This window comes from uncultured Mobiluncus sp. (assembly GCF_947254095.1).
GTDB lineage: Bacteria > Actinomycetota > Actinomycetes > Actinomycetales > Actinomycetaceae > Mobiluncus.
This window is the reverse complement of sequence record NZ_CAMYBV010000014.1, coordinates 1-17,672: the sequence shown is the minus strand read 5'-3', so window position 1 is coordinate 17,672 and position 17,672 is coordinate 1. Positions and strand designations below refer to the sequence as shown.

The window sequence follows — 17,672 nt, the reverse complement described above, 5'->3', positions numbered from 1 at the left end:
ACACTAGGTTGATTATCAACGCTTCAGCGGGCGAAAATGCGCCGCAGAACCATTTTGAACCCCCTGCAGGAAAACCCCGATCCCCGGGTCGGCATTGCTGGCGCGGCCTAACGGCCCGGTAGTCAAGCGGCACGTGGCTCGGCGGCTCAGGGGGCTAATGTTCTGCGAGTGCAGCCTAGGCGGCGACCAGCTCGACGATGTAGGCCACCGGCGGGCAAAATACGCGCCAGGGGGTGAAAGGCGAGGTCCCCAGGCCGGGGCTGACGCAGACGCTCATGCTCGCCCGGTCCGGTTCCCCAGTTTCGCTTTCGCGTCCGGGGTGTGTATCGGCTTGCCACTCGAACAGGCCGGAGGCGAACTGGGGATCCAAATCACAGTTCGTCACTAGGGCGTGACCGCCCGGCAAACAGACCTGCCCCCCGTGCGTGTGCCCACAAAACACCATGTCAGTGCCATCTGAGAGGAACTCATTGAGCACTCGCGCATAAGGGGCGTGGGACAGTCCCAGGCGGACGCTGCGACCGGTGGCCCGCAAGTATGCATTGGAAAAGCCGCCCTCACCGCCGCTTGTGACCCCGGCTCTACCCGACCCACTAGCGCTCGCCCCGCCCTGGTGCGGTCCGTCACCGCTTGTGACCTCACCACCCGCGACCTCGCCGCCTTGACCGCTCCGGCCCACGGCAACGCTCGAACCTAGTGAACTCGAACCGCCGGCCTCAAAACCAACATAACGGTCGCGGCGCCCGTGCGGGTCGTTGACCCCGCTAAACTCCAGGCGCACCCCGCGCACATCCAAGCTGCCGTTCGCGTTATTGAGGTCCAACCAGCCGGAATCAGCCAACAGTCGGCTGAGCCGATTGCCCTGACCAGGCTCGCCGATTCGTTTGACGCCCGCGGGGCCCGTCCCGGAGGACTCGCTGGTACTCCACAAATACTTCAAAGGATTACCCACGCGGCTAGCAAAGAAATCATGATCGCCGAACACGTAGGCTCCCGGCACTCCCGAATCAATAAACGGCTGGAGCGCCGGAGTCACCAAATATTCATCCCCATAACTCGACGACAGCATATCCCCGGTCAAAACCACCAGGTCAAAGTCCGTTCCTGCCCGTTTAGCCAGTTCCCGCAACCAGCCGACTAAGTCCTCGCGGCCGCGATAAAAATGCGTGTCCGACAGGTGCAAAATCCGCAACCCCGGAAACTGTGGCGTGCCCGCCACCCCGAAACGCGGCGCTGTTGCCTCCGCCTCCGGCGCAGCTACGGAACGCAAAGCCCGTCCGGACACGGGAACCGTCACATGACGCAGCTGGTAGGAGCGGGAAGCACGTGCAGCAGTCCACGCCACGGCTCCTGCCGCCAGCGCCCCGACTTTCATTACGGTCCAGGTCCGCGTCCACGAGGAGGAATCCATAGGGTCTGCCTTCACTTTCCTTGTGCGCCGTTTATTTTGTTAGTTATTGTGCCGGGGGTGCGGGCTGGGCAGGAGGCACCGGCTGGGCGGGCGCTGGAGGCTGCGGGGCAGGTGGCGCCGGAGAGTTGGCGCCCGGATTTGCTCCGGGGTTCGCCCCGCCCTCGCCGGGGGTGGTTCCCGGATTACCTGCGCCGCTTCCGGGGGCCGCCGGGCTGGCCGAATCTGAAGGCGTCGGAGTGGGACTCTCCTCAGTCTTGGGCTTGTAGCCCCCGCCCACAAACACGCCGGTAGAGCCCAGATTCACTTTCGGCAGGGGCTGGACCGGAACTCCCTGCAAGGCGGCCGTCATAAAAGTTCCCCAGGTCGGGGCAGCGATGGAGGAACCGTAGAGGGAACCGTAGTAGCGTCCCCCGATAGTTTGGTAGCCCACCGGGATATTCGCGTTCGCGTGCCCGACCCACACCGCGGCCGCCAGTTGGGGAACGAAGCCCACGAACCAGGTGTTTTCGTTATGGTCGGTCGTGCCGGTCTTGCCCGCGGCCGGGCGGGGAATAGCAGCGGACCGCCCGCCGGCATGCAGAACTCCCTCCAAGGTCGCAGCCACTTTATCGGCCACGTCGGGGGTTAGAACCTGGTGACAGTTCGCGTCTGGCACATCGTAAGATTTCCCGGAGGAATCCGTGACGGAAGTAATGCCGATGGGATCGCAATAGACTCCGTGGGCGGCAAAGGTTGCGTAGGCATCTGCCATCTGCAGCGGGGTAGCGGAGCCGGCACCGATAACGAAAGAGGGGTTTGGCTTGAAGGGCGAACCGTCAGGTTCGTTCACCCCCATCTTGGCGGCAGTTTTCGCGATGTCGCACAAGTCCAGTTTGCTCGCCATGTTCGCGAACACACCGTTAATGGAGTTCGCGGTGCCGGCGGCAATCGTCATCGCGCCTTTCTTGGAGCCGCCGGTTTCGGAGAAGGTCCAGGTGTTGGCCAGTTCCGGAGCGCAGGAAATCTTCCAGTCTTTGGCGGGTATGCTGTAGCGTCCCCCGGCTTGGTCATAGCCGCCGTATCCATCGATATACCACTGGGTCAGGGTAAACACCTTGAAAGTCGATCCGGTCATGAAACCGGCAGAACCGCCGTGAGCGTAGTCGGCATTGTAAGAGTTTTCAGTCACCGCGTTGTTGCCCGGGTCGACACCGTAGTTGGTGTTTTGGACCATGGCTTTGATTTTGCCGGTGCCCGGTTCGACGCTGGACAGGGCAATCTTCACGTCAGAAGGGTCGCCCACCGGGATGCGTCCGGTAATTGTGCTGTAGGCGTCATCTTGAGTTTTCGGGTCGAGGGTAGTTTTGATGTTGAGCCCGCCGCGCAGCAGCAAGCGTTGGCGTTCCGCATAGGTGGCGCCGAACTCTGAGGAAGAGAGGATTTCCCCTACCACCCAGGAGCAAAAGTACGAGGCGTTGCCGGCCAGCCCACACCCCTGCTGCTGGTTCGAGACATGCAGCAGTTCTGAAACTGGTATTGACTTGGCTTTTTTGGCCTGTTCCGGGGTGACGTATCCGTCGCGAGCCATCGCGTCCAGCACCAGTCCCTGGCGTTTGGTGGCGGATTCGGGGTGCGCAATGGGGTCGTGTCCGTTAGGGGACTGGGGAATTCCCGCCAGCAGGGCAGATTCGGCGAGGCTGAGGTCTTTGGCAGGCTTGGAGAAATAGTGTTGGGCGGCCGCTTCTACCCCGTAGACTGAGGGCCCGAACTGGGCGATGTTCAGGTAGCCCTCCAGGATTTCGGACTTGTTCATCTTTTGTTCCAAGCTCATGGCCAGTTTGGCTTCCCGGGCTTTACGTTCCAAGGTTGCTTCACTGGCGGATTCAATCATGTCCGGATTCCCAGCCACACGGCCCTGCTCGATGAGCAGGTTTTTCACGTATTGCTGGGTCAGGGTCGAGGCGCCCTGTAGGTCGTTGCCGGCCAGGTTAGACAGGATAGCTCGGCTCATACCCTCAATGTCGACACCCTGATGTTCCAAGAAACGCCGGTCCTCGATGGCGATAACGCCTTGTTGCAGGGTTTTGGCAACTTGCGCCAGAGGGACGACGATGCGGTTTTCCGCATAGAACTCGGCAATGGGGGTGCCGTCAGCAGCGGTGATGATGGATTTCATGGAGGGTTGCGACGTGGTGAAGTCGGCGGGCAGGTCGTCGAGGGTTTCGGCACCTTTCGCGCTGACGATGGCAGCGGCGCCGACCACGGGCAGGGCCAAACCAGCGGTGAACACGCCCGCGACCGCGCTTGCCGCCACAAAAGCTACCAAAAGGGCGAGTACTCGCGATTTACGGGTCTTGGACAGTGCGGAAGTTGTACTGGCTGCGTCATTTTTCCCCATAGCTCAATTCTAAAGGTCGGGCACGGTTCTTTCTAAATTAAACTCAGGCAGCACGACCTGAAAACGTCACCTGACCGCTTTTGGGCAAAGGTTTTTCACACCCTTGGTGATGGCAGGAGAAAGACTCATTATGCTCAGGGTAAAATGTGTCCCGGAAAATTTACAAAAAATCACCCTTGAAATTCCTTTGACCGGCGGCTAAGGTGTTAAAGGCAAGCTGGCTTTCGAGAAAGAAAGATTCATATGTCAGTCAATGGAGACCAAACATGGGCAGCTAAAGCACTGTGTGCAGATTGCCCTCCGGATCAACTTTTTGTCCAAGGTGCAGCCCAACGTGAAGTCCGTTCTATGTGTTACGGATGCCCCGTCCGCTTGGAATGCCTAGCCGATGCGCTAGATTCCCGCGCTTCTTTCGGGGTTTGGGGCGGTTTGACCGAACGGGAGCGTCGCGCCATGTTGCGCCGTTATCCCGAGGTGCGTTCCTGGGAAACTTGGCTGCGCGAAGCCGATGATGCGCTAGCGGCGGAGCTGCGCACGAAGCACGCCCCCCACGTGCTGGCTCACGTTCGCGCCTCGCGCCGTCCAGCAGCGCTCTCAAAGTAGCTTTCACCAGTGTTTATGTTCCAAGGGTGAGGCGGCCGGTTTCCGGCTCGACCCGCCACGGTTTAGGCTGAGTTCATGACGAAGTGGGAATACTTGACGGCACCGGTGATGGTGCACAATACGAAAGCGATTCTGGACCAATTCGGCGCGGACGGTTGGGAACTGGTGGCGATAGTGCCCGGGCCGGGCGGCGGGGATTCCCTGGTCGCTTACTTCAAACGCCCCTTGGCGTAGCTCGGCGTCGTCTGCGAGGGTGCCGCGTTTGTTCTACGAGGCCCGATACCGCAGCCGCTCCTCATTCATAATGATGATTGACCTGCGCTTTTGAATGATCCAGCCACGGGCGATAAAGTCTGCCAGCACCTTGTTGGCCGTCTCTCGGCTGGCTCCGGCCATTTGTCCTAACTCCAGTTGAGTCAGTCCGTGCGGTAGCCGCACCCCGCCGACAGGGAAGGCGGATCGAGGCGAGTTTCCGCTGCTTGTGACCGCGAAGGAAGGTGCCATTTGTCCTGACATTTGCCCTCCGGCGGGGCTTTCCTCGGTTGGTCGGGGCTGGTTTGCGGTTTCGGCTTCCAACGGTTGTCCGAACCGCTCCATCAGTTCCAGCAGCGCCGCCGCGATACGTCCCGGCACGTCCACGTCCCGCAGAGCCATAGTGCGCTGGTAGAGCAGCTCGGTTTGCCGGTTCAGGGCGCGCAGCAGTTCCAGGTGCAGTCCCTGGTGTTTTGCCAAGTATTCCCGGGCATCCGTCACTAAGACCCAGTCCAGGTGTACCGGTTCCAGGGTGGTCGCGGTGGCAAACCAAGTTCGAGCTGCGGTTTGTCCCGCTGGACGGTGGGTACTGTGAGGATTCTCATTTCCCGATTCCCTGGGCTGTTTTGCTGCGGCGGCAGAGCGCTGGACAGAGTCGGAATCGTCAACGTCCTCCACGGGGTTGTCCGTGAGGGCGTTGAGGCCGAACGTGTCGGTTGGTCCTAGGACTTCCAGCAGGTGATCACGGCCCATCGTAGTCGCGCGGGTCAGCTTAACTTTTCCCGAGTGCAGGTGAAAAATCCGGTCTTGGACGCTGCCCTCGGCGGCCAGGCGAAAACGTGAATCCAAATCGGCCTCACGCGCTCTGGCGCCCAGTCCCGCCACCACCTCGGCCCATACTGCGCCAAGGCCTGCTAAACCGCTGTTTTGTGCCACCGAAGACTTCCTCGTCTAAACTCTGGATTGCCGCCTGGGGCTAGGCGTTTTCGGCGCGAGCCAAAGCCTTGTCGGCGATTTGGTCAACCCGGCCCTTGCGGCGGGCGGTATGTCCCACCACGCCAATCATGATGAGCAGGACGCCAATCACCAAGAATTGTCCCGATGCTCCGGCCGATTCAATGAGGTAACCCAGCACCTTCAACGCCATCACCGGGCTGTCCTGCATTCCCTGCAAACTGGTGCCCACCGCACTTTTCATCGCTCCCGGAACCACCACGAAGGCGCCGCCCAGGAGGGTAAATAAAATTCCCGACACGAACATTCCCAGCGAGGACAGTCGCACAAAGCTCCCGATGACTATGACCGCCGCCAGACCCAGAATCAGGAAGGCGAGCCCTTCCACAGAATATTTGCCCGTGTCCCAAGCAGAATGGTTTGAACCGTAGAGCAGTCCTCCCGCGTGGCGCAGGAATGCCCACGCTAGGGGCACCCCGATGAGGCTAATCAGCAAGGACCAGGCGTGTGCCCCGGCCCGGCTGATTTTCGCCGGTTTGATGGAGGCTCCGGCCAGCATCGTGGATTCATTGAGTTTTTTGTCTTCGTTACCCAAAAGTTCTGGTTGACGTGGTTGCCATTGTGGGTCGACATCTTCCGGGATTTCGTTGGCGGCGTCTGTCGGCGCCGCGCCTGCCAGAGGGGCCGCTTCGGGTTCTGTTCCCAAGAGGGATTTGCGACGCACCACCGTAGTTTCCAGTTCCTCGGCGGGTTGCGCAGGCGCCGTATCTGGAACATCAGAGTCAACCACGTCAGCAGGAGAATCTTTAGTTTCCGCCATAGTTTCTTCGTTCAAGAACGAGGACCAAGCCTGAGTGGAAGTGTCACTAATCGAGTCAGGTTCCGGCTCGGGTTCCGGCGCTGGGGCGTCTCCCTCCGGCGCGGGAGCCTGCGGGGTAACCAAGTTTTCGTTGTTATCTGAACCAACGGTGGTTGACTGACCCTCGGGTTCGCTGTCCTCAACCGAGTCGCTCACTGGTTGCTCGGCAATTGGTTCAGTCTGCGGGTCTGCCTCCGGGTCGATATCGGAGTCTTCGCCGGACTCAGCAAAAGCCTCAGCCCAAGCCTTGGCGGCATCAACTTCCTCGTCCAAGGTTTTATCGGCGTCCTCGGACGCGTCACGCAGGTAGTCAGGCAATTCTGCCGGCTGATTTTCTTCGGTCACGGGAGTCTCCCTTCGTCAGTCACCTCGAAAAACACGTTAGCGCACGAACCCGGCCAATCTCACCAGGCGCGCTGGGGAAAACCGAAGAAAGCAACGAAAAAACCGGGGCAAAACCCCTTGTGAACACCGTGGAAAAACCGGCTAGGACTGGACGGCGAGGTCCGCCTTTTCGTCGCGTTGCCCGGCTTGCCGGCACCACCACAACGTCAAAGCGCACGCAATCAACACAAAACCGAAGGTCGTCAGCGGTCCGCCGGAAACGTGCATGGAGGCGGTGAGGTGATCGGAAAGGAACCTGACCAGGCGTTCGGCCCACCCAGAAGTTGAGGCCTCGCCGAAAGCCAGAATCATACCGGGGATAATACCGCAGGTCACGCCCGCAAACAGTAAGCCGGCGGCGGAGCGGGAACCCGAATAAACCGCTATAAACAGCATGAGGATGCCCAGAATCGGCAGCCCGTAAGTCGCGACCGCCGGTAACTTGGACAAATGTCCGCTGGCTCCGGTGATGATCGCCAAACGGTCATGCAGCGGAATCAGCGCCAGCATCCCCGCAATCGTGCAGATGACAGCTGCTAGAATCGCCAGGATATGGTACTTCAGACGTGACGGCGGGGCAATGGGTGCGCCAGGTTCACGGTCGTTAATTTCGCGGAGCTGATGCTCCTGCAGGGCAAAGTCCCGCCCCTCCAGATAGGCAATCTGAGACGCCAAAGATGCCCCGACCATGACTATTGCCATGGTGGGGAATAATCCAGACGCCGTCAACGTGGAAACCCCATCGAGGAAATCCCACCACAGCGAGTACTGCGAGGCTCCTGTCAAAGTGTCGTTGTGGGTGGCGACCAAGCCGCGAATCGGGCTGGCCAGGACGGTCAGCAACACCGGCCAGAGCGCGGAAATCGCCCAGGATAACGACGAATAGTAGCCCGTGACCACGCCGGTTATTGACAGCAGCGCGGTTCCGGCCAAGATTTCAAAAATCCCCAAAAAGATGGCGACAGCTCCCGCGCCGTAGCTGGCGTCCATTACGGTTTTCGTACCCCAAATCAGGAACATCATCGAGATGGGCGCCACCAGTAGGCCGGTGAGAATCCCGATGAGGTTAGCGCGCAAGGTGCTGGGCGGAGGGTTCGGGGCTCCCGTTTTCGCTAGGGTACGAGACTGATCGCGCAGGTAAGCCAACCGTTTCCAGGTGCCGGGGCGCTTGGCGGGTGCCTCCGGGGGGGCGGGTTCGGGGCTCAAGTCCTCAGGGACCTGTTCGACTTCGTTTTGAGCTGCGGCGGCAGCGAGCTCGGTCCGCCAAGCTGCGGCTTCGGCCTCATCGATTTCTTCTTCCGGCAAGGCGGTTGGGACACCAGCGGCGGTCGGAGTCAGCGAAGTCGGGCGGGGCTGGACGGGTTGAGCCGGCTGGGTTGATTGAGCGGGCTGGGTTGGGGGAACAGTCGAGGGCACCCCGACTGCGGGATTTGCCTGACCGGGTTGAGCGGGCTGGGTCGGGGGCACAGCCGGTCGAGGGGTCGGGGCGTTCTGCCCCGGGGGAGTCACCAATCCGCGCCGCACCGCGGAGCGGGACGGCAACACTCGTGGCTGCACCGTTTTTTGGCTCGAAAGCCGGGAGGGAACAGGCGGATTACCAGATGTTTGCGCAGGCTGCAAGGGATTAGCCGGGACCTGCGGGCGGGCATGAGGAGGCGCCGGTTGCTCCTGGCGGCGGCGCGGCGAGCCGCCGGCCTGCCCGGGAACCGGATTCCTGGGAGGCTGCGGAAGGTTATCGGACACCGAGCCATTGTATAACGCTGGACTACAGCGATACTTAACTTCCCCAAAATTGGGTCAAGTTTTAGCGGTTTTCCCAGCCAGTAGCACATTTCATCAAGTTATCCACAAGGCCGCGATTTCGGGGTTTTCCACAGGTAAAAATTTTTCTGCTTTTGGTCTGCCGTTCGGGGACGAAAACTTAGGGGCATGGTCAAAACCTCCAAAACGGTGACGCTGCTGTGCGAACCGCACGAGAAAGCGTGGCGGGAGCAGCTCGAAATGCTCGCCACGCTGGCGGGCGCCGATTTGCGGGTCACGGGGCCGCAAGACTGGTCCGGGACGCGGCTCGGCCCGGTCTTTTGCTCTACCCAAGCGGCCGCCGCCTGTCCAGGCCGGCTCGCGGGGGGAACCTACCTGGTGCGCCTGCAAGGCGAGACTAGCGGAGGAGCGGAGGCTGGGCCCGCTCTGGTGTTACCCGCTGATGAACGCGAAGTGCTGAGCCTCATGCTCCAGCAATCCGGCAACGCTTTCACCGTGGCGGTTCGCGGCCTGGTGCCCGGAGTCAATACGACGGTCATTGCGGGGTTGCTGGCGCGCGCCCTCGCGGTGGCGGCAGAGGGCGAAACCGGTAGCGAACACACTCGTGAACACACGCGAGAAAGCGGCCGTAGCCGAAACAGAGGGCGCGGGGGCAGCTATGCGACCTGTGGCGACTCTTTTGGCGATAGCGAGGGGCACAGCGGCACTCCCCCGGTTTGTTGGGTGGACTGTAGCGGCTCCTACCTGCCCTTGGACGCTTGGGTGGAGCCGGTCAGCGGGGCGGATTTGGATTGGAACGCTTGGCAGGTTTCGGGTCAAATTCCGGGGTTTCGCGCCGCGGCGGGACTGCCGACGTGGGAAAACGTGGCGTTGCTGGGCGGTTCGGGGTCCCTAGACCGGGCCGAAACTGTTCCGGGTGTGCTGCGCGATTTGGCGGGGATTTTCCCCTGCCTAGTGCTGGATTTGGGTTCCGGAGCGGGGGCGCCGGCGCTGTCCGGGGCGGGGATGTCGCAAGGGACAGTGGGGGCGGATGCTGTCGTGTGGGTCGCGGATTATTCCCGGGCGGCGCTTCTGGCTTGGGAAACGCTACCCCCGGAGTTTCCCTGCCCCGCACACCTCGTCGTGGTTCCGGGCGGAGGTTTGCCCCCGCGTCAGGCCCGCCGGGCGTTGTGCGGAATTCACCCGGAAATCGCTGTTTCTGACTGGTCCTACTCGGCACGGATTTGGGACAGTTTCGGCTGTGACGGGCTCATCGCCCCGCTACCCCGAAAAGTGGCGCACCTCACGGAAAACCTCGCGGCAAGCCTGCTGCATCTGGAACAAAGGACACGACGATGAACATTAGTGAAATGCGACGCCTGGTCGCGGCGGGTTTGGACCCGGCACAGGCCGTTTTACAGACGGCTCCGGCAGCCACCACGACCGGAGAGTTGGCACAGGGCGCCCGCGGGCTGCGTCAATCCTTAGAGGGTGTCGATGAGCCGCTCGGTTCCCTGCTGACCCGACCGGGAGTCACGGATCTGCTGGTCAACGGCCCCGAGGAGGCTTGGATAGATGCCGGTGCGGGTTTGGAAAAAGTTCCGGATTTCTGCATGGGCTCGGCGGTGGCGCTACGCCGGGCGGCAGTGCGCATGGCGGCCGCGGCCGGACAGCGGCTCGACGACGCGACCCCGATTGTCGATGCGACCCTGCCTTCGGGAGTGCGTCTGCACGCCGTGTTACCGCCGCTGTCAGGGGATTCGACCGTGATTTCGTTGCGGGTGCCCAGTCCGGTAGCGCTGCCGTTGGAGGCGGTGGTGGCGTCCGGCATGGTTTCCCCGTGGCTCGCTGAGGTGCTGCGCCGGTTGGTGCAGGTGCGGGCTTCGGGGTTGATAACCGGGGCTACCGGAACGGGAAAGACGACTTTGCTGGCGTGTTTGCTGGGGTTGGCGGCCCCGGATGAGCGCCTCATCTGTATCGAGGAGGTTTCGGAGCTGCGCCCGGCCCATACGCACATGGTCCATTTGCAGGCGCGGGGTGCCAATGTGCAGGGGGCTGGCGGAGTGTCTTTGTCTGATTTGGTGAAGGCCGCGATGCGGATGCGCCCGGATCGTTTGATTTTGGGTGAAGCCAGGGGTGGCGAGGTACGGGAGATGCTTTCCGCGTTGAACACGGGTCACCGCGGTGGTTGGGCGACGGTTCACGCCAACTCGGCGCTGGAGGTGCCGGCGCGTTTGGAGGCTCTGGGAGCTTTAGCGGGCATGAGCCGCGAGGCTTTGTGCGCTCAATCCCTGCCGGCTTTCGATGTCATCGTGCATCTGCGTCGGTTTCGTAATCAGGACGGGCGGGTGCGTCGCGCGGTGGTGCAGTTGGCACGTCTGGCTCGCGGTTCTGATGGGGCTTTGACGGCAAGAGCGGTGTTGGATTTCGATCCTCAGACCGGGGCGGTGCAACGGTTAGAGGGCTGGCGAGATTTTGCCGCCCAGTTTGAGTTGCCCGAGCCACCATTGGACCCCGCGCCGACTGTTTCCCCTGCGGTAGGCTCCCCCGCCACCGGGGCGGACACGCCCAGCCGCAGCACCGACCTTGTGACCCCGAAACCTGAACCCGCGGACCCCGAACTTGTGCATTCAGACCCGGAAATTTTGCACCCAGAACCGGAACTGGTGGAAACGAGTCGGATTGCCGCCCCGACACCGCCACCGAAATGGCAAGTTCCCCACCTGGAATGGAACCCTGTGGGGGCTCGTAATCAGGTGCCAAACCTGTCCGCCCACGAATTTGCGGGTATTCAGGGGGTGCGCTGATGGATTCGACACAGCTGGTGACCGTGGTGGTGGCCGTGGTTCTGCTGGCAGGCGCGGGACTGTTAGCAGGGATGGGTGCGCGCAGCGGGCGTGAACCGCAACCACGCGACCTACCCTCCCGCGCCGCAAGGGGTGTTCGCGGCGCAAAACGTTCGGGAGGCGCAGCGCCCTGGCGTGCAGTGTTCTCCCGGCGAAGCAGGCGCCCGGCACCACAGGGGCTGAGGGATTTGGACGTGGGGCTGCTGTGTGCGGAAATCGCCACCCGTCTCGAGGCGGGAGCCAGTATTGAAAATGCCTGGGCCACCACCTTGCATCGCTTGGATGCGCGCCTGGATTTCGCCGCGATACAAGCCTTTGTGGCTCATCCGCGGCCGGGACTGCGGGAACGCTTCGTTTACTTGCGGGCGGGGCGAGCGGCGGAAACAAACCCGCTGGCTCGGGTGCGCCACCCTCAGGCGACTGCTCAGGCCTTGCGGGGCATGTTGATTGCTACCCAGGTAGCGACCCAGGTCGGAGCCCCTTTGGCCGAGATTTTGAATCGGGTTGCGGACGGGATTGCCGCCACGCTAGAGACCGCGGCGAAACGTCACACCGCGCAGGTCGGCCCCAAAGCTACCGCTCGCCTGCTGGGGGTGTTGCCTTTGGCGGCGCTGGGAATGGCCCAGTTTATCGGGGTGGACGTCATCGATATGGCTTTTCGAGGCGGTATCAATACCTGGGTTTTCGTCGTCGGTCTGGGTCTGATGGTGGCGGGAAACCTGTGGTCAGCAGCCATGATTCGCCAGGCTACCGGCAGCCCCACGCCGGGCCTCGATCCGACCTTGGCGATGGATATTATCGCGGCGTGTCAACAAAACGGGGTGTCTTTAACATCCACCCTGCAAGCTGTGTCCGTCGCCAGCGAGGAGGCGGATTTGGCGGTGGTGGCGCGAATGCTGCTGTTGGGGGCGGACTGGGATGAGGCGTGGGCGCAGGCGGATACCAAGTGGATTGATTTGGCCAGCGTGTTGCAGCCGGCGTGGGAGGAGGGCGCGTCCCCGGTGCCGCTGCTGGTGCGCGGGGCTTCGCGAACTCGGACCGCGGAGATTCACCGGGCTTTGGACGCGGCGGAACGTTTGGGGGTGCGACTGATGATTCCCCTGGGGGTGTGCCTGCTGCCGGCGTTTTTTGCGCTGGGGATTGTGCCGGTGGTGGTGTCCACGATTGAGGACCTCATTTCATGAGGGCCGAATACAGACTTCCCTTTGTCAAAACACAAGGGGGTGCCAGTTCGTCACCGTGACGGCTGGCGGTCACGCGGAAAGTCCGCGAGACAAATTGGAAAAAGGAGAAAGAAAATGAACAAGATTAGCGCACTGCAAACGAAGGCACTGTCTTTTTGGGCTCGTCTCAAGGGCGAGGAGGACGGCATGGCCACCGCGGAATACGCCATCGGTACCTTGGCGGCGGCCGCTTTTGCGGGTCTGTTGCTGATGATTATGAAAGGCGGCGAGTTGAAAGGCGCACTGCAGTCCATCATCGAAGCGGCTTTGCAGGTCTGAACATGATGATGAATGTCGGGAAAGGTTGGCGTCAACAGTTCTGTTGGCGCCTGGTACGCCGCTGGCTGGCTCACGGGCGGCGCCTCAGTTCGGAAAACGGGATGGTTACGACCGAGCTCGCGCTGACCTTTCCCGCAGTCATCATGATTGTGGTGGCGTTGGCTTTGACCGGGGCAGCCGGAATGGCCGGCGTCCAGGTCAACGCGGCGGCGCGAGCGGCTTGCCGGTCGGTGGCGATTGGTGAGGACAGCGCGGCGGCGGTGGCAGCCGGCAATCGGTTGCTGGGGGGAGCCGGAGGTTCGGCTGGTGCGGTGAGCGTCAGCACCACTGGCAAGGACGTGCAGTGCAGCGCTACCAAAAAAATGCCCGCGATGCTCGGAATGCTCGGTATGAGCGCAAAAGCGCAGGCGGTGATTCCTCGTGAAGATTCATGGTGAAACCGCCGGTCAGGAGTCGCTCCGGGAGAGACTGCGTGAGGAGCGTGGCTCGGGAACGATTATGGCCTTGGGGCTGATTCTGTTGGGGCTGGCTTTGACCTTGGGTTTGGCTCAGGTCGGAGTGGCTGCGGCTGGTGCCACTGCCGCTCATCAGGCCAGTGATTTGGCTGCCATTGCGGGGGCTACCGCGGTGTTGACCGGTGGGGACGGTTGCGCGACCGCCGGCGAATACGCCACCAAGAATGGTACTCACCTGGAGTCTTGCACGGTTTCGGGGTGGATGGTGACCGTTCGGGTGGCAAAACCGCTGAAAATCGGGCTGGTGGCGGAGGCGCCATCGACATCCCGGGCCGGTCCAGAATTCTTGGGCTAGCCGGTTGGGCGCGCGGTTCTGGCAGATCTGGCCACTAGCTTGAGGCTCTGGCAGATCTGGCAGGATTGGCACTCGGGCAGAGCTGGGGGACGGGCAAGCCTTGCGAGTTTGCCGGTTCTGCCGGTCATAACAATAGGCGTGGTCCTGGCAGGTCTGGCAGTCTTCGCCGGGCGCGCGCTCAGCTGAGGCTTTGGCGCACCCGCGCGGCGGTGCCGCGCGCCCAGCCGGTCGTGGCCACCACCGCGATGATGGCTACCGCCGCCCCCAGGGCGATGGTGATGTACCAAGCCGGGTGGGCGGCCTCGTGAATGGGCAGGCCGCGCGCCACCCCCAGGTTCATAAACGCGCCGAAGCCCGCAATCCCCAAGGACATGCCGATTTGGCGGGCGGTGGAAGTCGTGGCGGAAGCGACCCCGGCCTGGCTTTCCGGCATGGCTGCCAGCACCCGGTTCGTCACCGGCATATTCGTGAATGCCAACACCACACCTGCCAAAGTTGTGGCCACGAACAGCAACACGACCGGGCCGGTGCTGTTCAGGGGCAGCAGGCAAACACCCAACAGCAGGGTGCCGATGCCGGCTACCAGGAACGCCGCGCGGTAGTTGCCCGCGGCGACGATACGTCCCGCCGCCACGGCCGCGATGGTGTTGGCAAGCGCTAGGGGCAGCATCATCAATCCGGCCTGCAATGGGGTGAAACCGAGGTCTAGCTGCAGGTAGAGGGCAAACACGAACATGAAACCGCCGTGGGTAATGAAAACGAACTCCATGACGGACAGGGACCCGACGAAAGGAACGGAACGGAAGTAACGAAAATCTAGCATCGGCCAGGGCGTGTGGGTTTCTCGCCACACGAAACCGAGGGAGGCCGCCACAAATATCCCCGCCAAAATCCACTCGCGGAGACCAAAAATGCCTTCCCCGAAGCTGATGATGTCATAAGTCAGGGCACCCATGAGTACCGCGGTCAAAATTTGGCCGGGAATATCCAGACGGCGTCCGGTTTCATCACGCGATTCGGGGACTTCCCGGATGATGCCCGCCAGGGTCAACGCCAGCAGCGGGAGCGGCGCCCAAAACACGGCGCGCCAATCGACCCAGGTCACCAAGGCTCCAGCCAACACCGGCCCGGCGGCTAAACCGACTCCGAGCAGCGCATTCCAAAACCCGATGGCTTTCGCGCGTTCCACCGGGTCGCGAAACACGTCGTTTATGACCGCGAGGCTGATAACCGGCAGCATACACGCCCCCAGCCCTTGCAAACCGCGGCCGACTATCAGCACCAGCGGCACCCACGCGGCGGCAGCCAACACGGTGCCGGCCGTGAAAGTCGCCATGCCCACAATCATGGTGCGGCGGCGTCCAAAACGGTCGCCCAAAGCTCCGGTCACCATCAGCATGGCTGCCAAAGCGAGGGCATAAATGTTCAACGACCACTGCAGCTCCCCGGTGCTGGCGTGCAAATCCGCCCGAATTGCCGGTAGAGTCACGTTCATTGCGTTCAGATACAGCTGGGTACACACGACGGTCATCGAGCACACCAACAGCACTCGTTTGCGCCGCGCCGGCGTCAAAGCGTCAGCATCATTCTCAGAAGCCACTTTGCACCGTCCCTTCGCTGGCCTCCCTTAGTCTAGCGTCTTTACGCCCAGCGCTAATCCGCCCAAAAGGTTGAGTGCCGCCCGGTTCGTACCGCGGTGCCGCTCGCCTAAAAATCCGGTGAAATCACAGGTGGACGCGGTTTAGGCGCAGGGAGTTCAGCACCACCAGCACCGAGCTGGACGCCATGAAAGCCCCCGCCAGCCCCGGATTCAACATCCCCGCGGCCGCCAGGGGTATGGCCACAATGTTGTAACCAAAAGCCCAGGCCAGGTTCTCTTTGATGTTTCGCAGGGTGGCTCGAGACACGTTGATGGCCTGGGTGATGGCGCCCAAACTGGGGTTCACCAGGGTGATGTCCGCGGCACCGATAGCCGCATCGGTGCCGGTGGCCAGGGCAATCCCCAGATCGGCAGCGGCCAGAGCGGCCGCATCGTTGACACCGTCCCCGACCATCGCCACGATTTTCCCGGCGTCTTGCAGTTCCCGGATTGCGTCGACCTTGCCTTCCGGGCTGACCCCTGCCACGACCGTTTCGATTCCGGCCTGGTCGGCCGCTAGGCGTGCCGGTTCGCTCTGATCCCCGGTCAGCAGGACGGTTTCGATACCGGCCGCTTTCAGGCCGGCTACCGTGTGTGCGGCTTCGGGTTTGACCGGGTCGCTGAACGTAAACACGGCGAGGGCTCGCGCCTGCACCAGGTCTCCCGCCACCGCCGCGGTACTGTTTTCAGTGCGCCGGCCCGGTTCGGCCGCGGTTCCCGCACTGTCCAGCAAACTGGCCCCGTACCCGGCCTTTTCGATCTGCGCAATCAGGGTTTCAGCCGGGACATCCGCGGTGAGCGTCACGGTGGCGATTTCTAAGGGGAGGTTCACCGAAGCCGAAACCCCGTCAAGTTTATTGAGCCGCTTTTCCACTCGGGCCACGCAAGACGCGCAGGTCATCCCCGTGACTTTCAAGGTCATTTCCGTGCTGGCCCGCTCCGCCGACTCCTGCCCGTTACCGGCGGGCTTGCCTGACAACACCGGGGAGGCGTCCCCGGAAACTTGTGAAGACCAGTCCGCACCCATAGCCAACACCGCCACGGTCCGGCCTTGTGACTGGGCGGCCCCAATCGCCGCACCCACGTCGGGGGGAATGTCCGCGCCCATCGCCGTGAGCCACTCCGGTTTCCCAATCGCATAGGCCACGCCGTCCACGAAACCTCCGGCACCGCGCCCGATGAACGTGGCGAACCCGGTCGGGGCACCGAGTCCGCTCCCGCAGTCTCTCGCTTTTGCGGCTGCGACCAGGGCTTTTCCAATAGGGTGGGGGGATCCGGCCTCCAGGCTGGCCGCCAACGCGAGGGCCTCGGTGTCTCCCAGCGACTCCATCCCCGCGGGTCTCGAAGCGGACACCGTCACGTCCTCCAGGCGCATTTCCCCGCTGGTCAGCGTGCCGGTTTTGTCCATGACCAGGGTGTTGATGCGCCGGGTTTCCTCCAGAATCTGGGGGCCTTTCAGCAGGATGCCTGCCCGGGAGGCCCGGGTGGACCCCACCAGCAAAGCCATCGGGGTCGCCAACCCCAACGCGCACGGACAGGCGATGACCAGCACTGATACCCCGGCGGTGAAAGCAGCAGGGAACGGCTGTCCGTGTCCCAGCCACAGCGCGAAAGTCAGGACAGCCAGGACGATTACCACCGGAACGAACACTGCCGACACTCGGTCCGCTAGGCGGGAAACCGGGGCTTTCTCGGCTTGAGCGCGGGTCACCAGTCGGGTGATTTGGGCCAGTTTCGTCTCTGCACCAACTTTGGTGGCCTGAACGACCAGCAGGCCTTGGACGTTGATGGTGGCCCCGGTCACACTATCGCCCACGGACTTTTCGACCGGGATGGGCTCGCCGGTCAGCATGGATTCGTCAACAGTGGAGTGTCCTTCAAACACGATGCCGTCGGTGGCGATTTTTTCCCCGGCCGGTACCAAAAAGTAGTCCCCCGGCTGTAGCGCGGCGACGTCGACAGTTTCAGTTTCCCAAGGCGTGGTCGTGTCACGAGGGTCGCCGGGGCGGGTGACGCGCAGGGCCTGTTTTGCCCCTAGGGACAGCAAAGCGCGTAGCGCCGAGGTAGCCGAGGACTTCGCCCGAGCCTCCAAATACCGTCCGGTCAGCAAGAATACGGTAATCATCACGGCGGTTTCGAAAAAGATTTCGCCCCCGGAGCCTGTTTCGTGCGCTGCGGCGAGCGGGTTCAGGCTCATGTTCATGGTCATGCCGATACGGCCGGCGGGAGTAAAAATCAGCGCCCCCCAGGAGTACAGCGTCGCCACGCTCACCCCCAACGCGACCAGGGTGTCCA

The 17,672-nt window shown here is 62.4% G+C and carries 15 protein-coding genes; 8 read left to right on the top strand and 7 right to left on the bottom strand.

The window, feature by feature from the left end; genetic code table 11:
* Window positions 1-175 precede the first annotated feature (175 nt).
* Together Q0X47_RS06070 and Q0X47_RS06065 are read right to left on the bottom strand one after the other, a co-directional pair.
* A complete protein-coding gene (locus Q0X47_RS06070) occupies window positions 176-1,411 on the bottom strand; it encodes a metallophosphoesterase (protein ID WP_297723956.1) in 1,236 nt (411 codons plus the stop codon).
* 43 nt (window positions 1,412-1,454) lie between these two features.
* Window positions 1,455-3,788 (bottom strand): transglycosylase domain-containing protein, encoded by a 2,334-nt coding sequence (locus tag Q0X47_RS06065; protein WP_297723907.1) that lies wholly within the window; start codon window positions 3,786-3,788, stop codon window positions 1,455-1,457.
* Between the two features lie 243 nt (window positions 3,789-4,031).
* On the opposite strand from Q0X47_RS06065, the gene Q0X47_RS06060 reads away from it, so the two are divergent.
* Window positions 4,032-4,391 carry a WhiB family transcriptional regulator gene (locus Q0X47_RS06060; RefSeq protein WP_297723905.1) on the top strand — a complete coding sequence of 120 codons (360 nt, stop codon included), beginning with the start codon at window positions 4,032-4,034 and terminating at the stop codon, window positions 4,389-4,391.
* A gap of 75 nt (window positions 4,392-4,466) precedes the next feature.
* Entirely contained in the window at window positions 4,467-4,625 is a 159-nt protein-coding gene (locus Q0X47_RS06055) for a DUF4177 domain-containing protein (protein ID WP_282922509.1), read from the top strand.
* Window positions 4,626-4,658: 33 nt separating this feature from the next.
* Here the strand turns inward: Q0X47_RS06055 and Q0X47_RS06050 are convergent, their stop codons facing one another.
* From Q0X47_RS06050 to Q0X47_RS06040, 3 genes are all read right to left on the bottom strand, one after another.
* Window positions 4,659-5,579 (bottom strand): Crp/Fnr family transcriptional regulator, encoded by a 921-nt coding sequence (locus Q0X47_RS06050; RefSeq protein ID WP_297723903.1) that lies wholly within the window; start codon window positions 5,577-5,579, stop codon window positions 4,659-4,661.
* A 40-nt stretch (window positions 5,580-5,619) separates the two neighbouring features.
* On the bottom strand, window positions 5,620-6,801 hold the full coding sequence (locus Q0X47_RS06045; RefSeq protein WP_297723901.1) for a hypothetical protein: 1,182 nt from the start codon (window positions 6,799-6,801) through the stop codon (window positions 5,620-5,622).
* 141 nt (window positions 6,802-6,942) lie between these two features.
* Entirely contained in the window at window positions 6,943-8,583 is a 1,641-nt protein-coding gene (locus tag Q0X47_RS06040) for a hypothetical protein (RefSeq protein WP_297723899.1), read from the bottom strand.
* Between the two features lie 186 nt (window positions 8,584-8,769).
* On the opposite strand from Q0X47_RS06040, the gene Q0X47_RS06035 reads away from it, so the two are divergent.
* The 6 genes from Q0X47_RS06035 (at window position 8,770) to Q0X47_RS06010 (ending at window position 13,738) form a co-directional block, all read left to right on the top strand.
* On the top strand, window positions 8,770-9,939 hold the full coding sequence (locus Q0X47_RS06035) for a hypothetical protein (protein WP_297723897.1): 1,170 nt from the start codon (window positions 8,770-8,772) through the stop codon (window positions 9,937-9,939).
* Complete coding sequence (locus tag Q0X47_RS06030; protein ID WP_297723895.1) at window positions 9,936-11,387, top strand: TadA family conjugal transfer-associated ATPase; 1,452 nt, start codon at window positions 9,936-9,938, stop codon at window positions 11,385-11,387. Before Q0X47_RS06035 ends, Q0X47_RS06030 begins: the two co-directional genes overlap by 4 nt.
* Window positions 11,387-12,610: a type II secretion system protein gene (locus Q0X47_RS06025; protein WP_297723893.1), complete on the top strand. Its 1,224-nt coding sequence runs from the start codon at window positions 11,387-11,389 to the stop codon at window positions 12,608-12,610. Before Q0X47_RS06030 ends, Q0X47_RS06025 begins: the two co-directional genes overlap by 1 nt.
* Window positions 12,611-12,724: 114 nt before the next feature.
* Window positions 12,725-12,928, top strand: coding sequence for a DUF4244 domain-containing protein (locus tag Q0X47_RS06020; protein ID WP_296181372.1), 204 nt, complete (start codon window positions 12,725-12,727; stop codon window positions 12,926-12,928).
* A gap of 2 nt (window positions 12,929-12,930) precedes the next feature.
* The gene (locus Q0X47_RS06015; RefSeq protein ID WP_297723891.1) at window positions 12,931-13,365 is read left to right on the top strand and encodes a TadE family protein; all 435 of its coding nucleotides are present in this window, start codon (window positions 12,931-12,933) and stop codon (window positions 13,363-13,365) included.
* On the top strand, window positions 13,349-13,738 hold the full coding sequence (locus Q0X47_RS06010) for an Rv3654c family TadE-like protein (protein WP_297723889.1): 390 nt from the start codon (window positions 13,349-13,351) through the stop codon (window positions 13,736-13,738). The genes Q0X47_RS06015 and Q0X47_RS06010 overlap by 17 nt, the downstream gene beginning before the upstream one ends.
* A 178-nt stretch (window positions 13,739-13,916) precedes the next feature.
* On the opposite strand, the gene Q0X47_RS06005 is transcribed toward Q0X47_RS06010, so the two are convergent.
* Complete coding sequence (locus Q0X47_RS06005) at window positions 13,917-15,338, bottom strand: MFS transporter (protein WP_297723887.1); 1,422 nt, start codon at window positions 15,336-15,338, stop codon at window positions 13,917-13,919.
* A 124-nt stretch (window positions 15,339-15,462) separates the two neighbouring features.
* A partial coding sequence (locus Q0X47_RS06000) for a heavy metal translocating P-type ATPase (protein WP_297723884.1) occupies window positions 15,463-17,672 on the bottom strand: 2,210 nt, incomplete at its 5' end.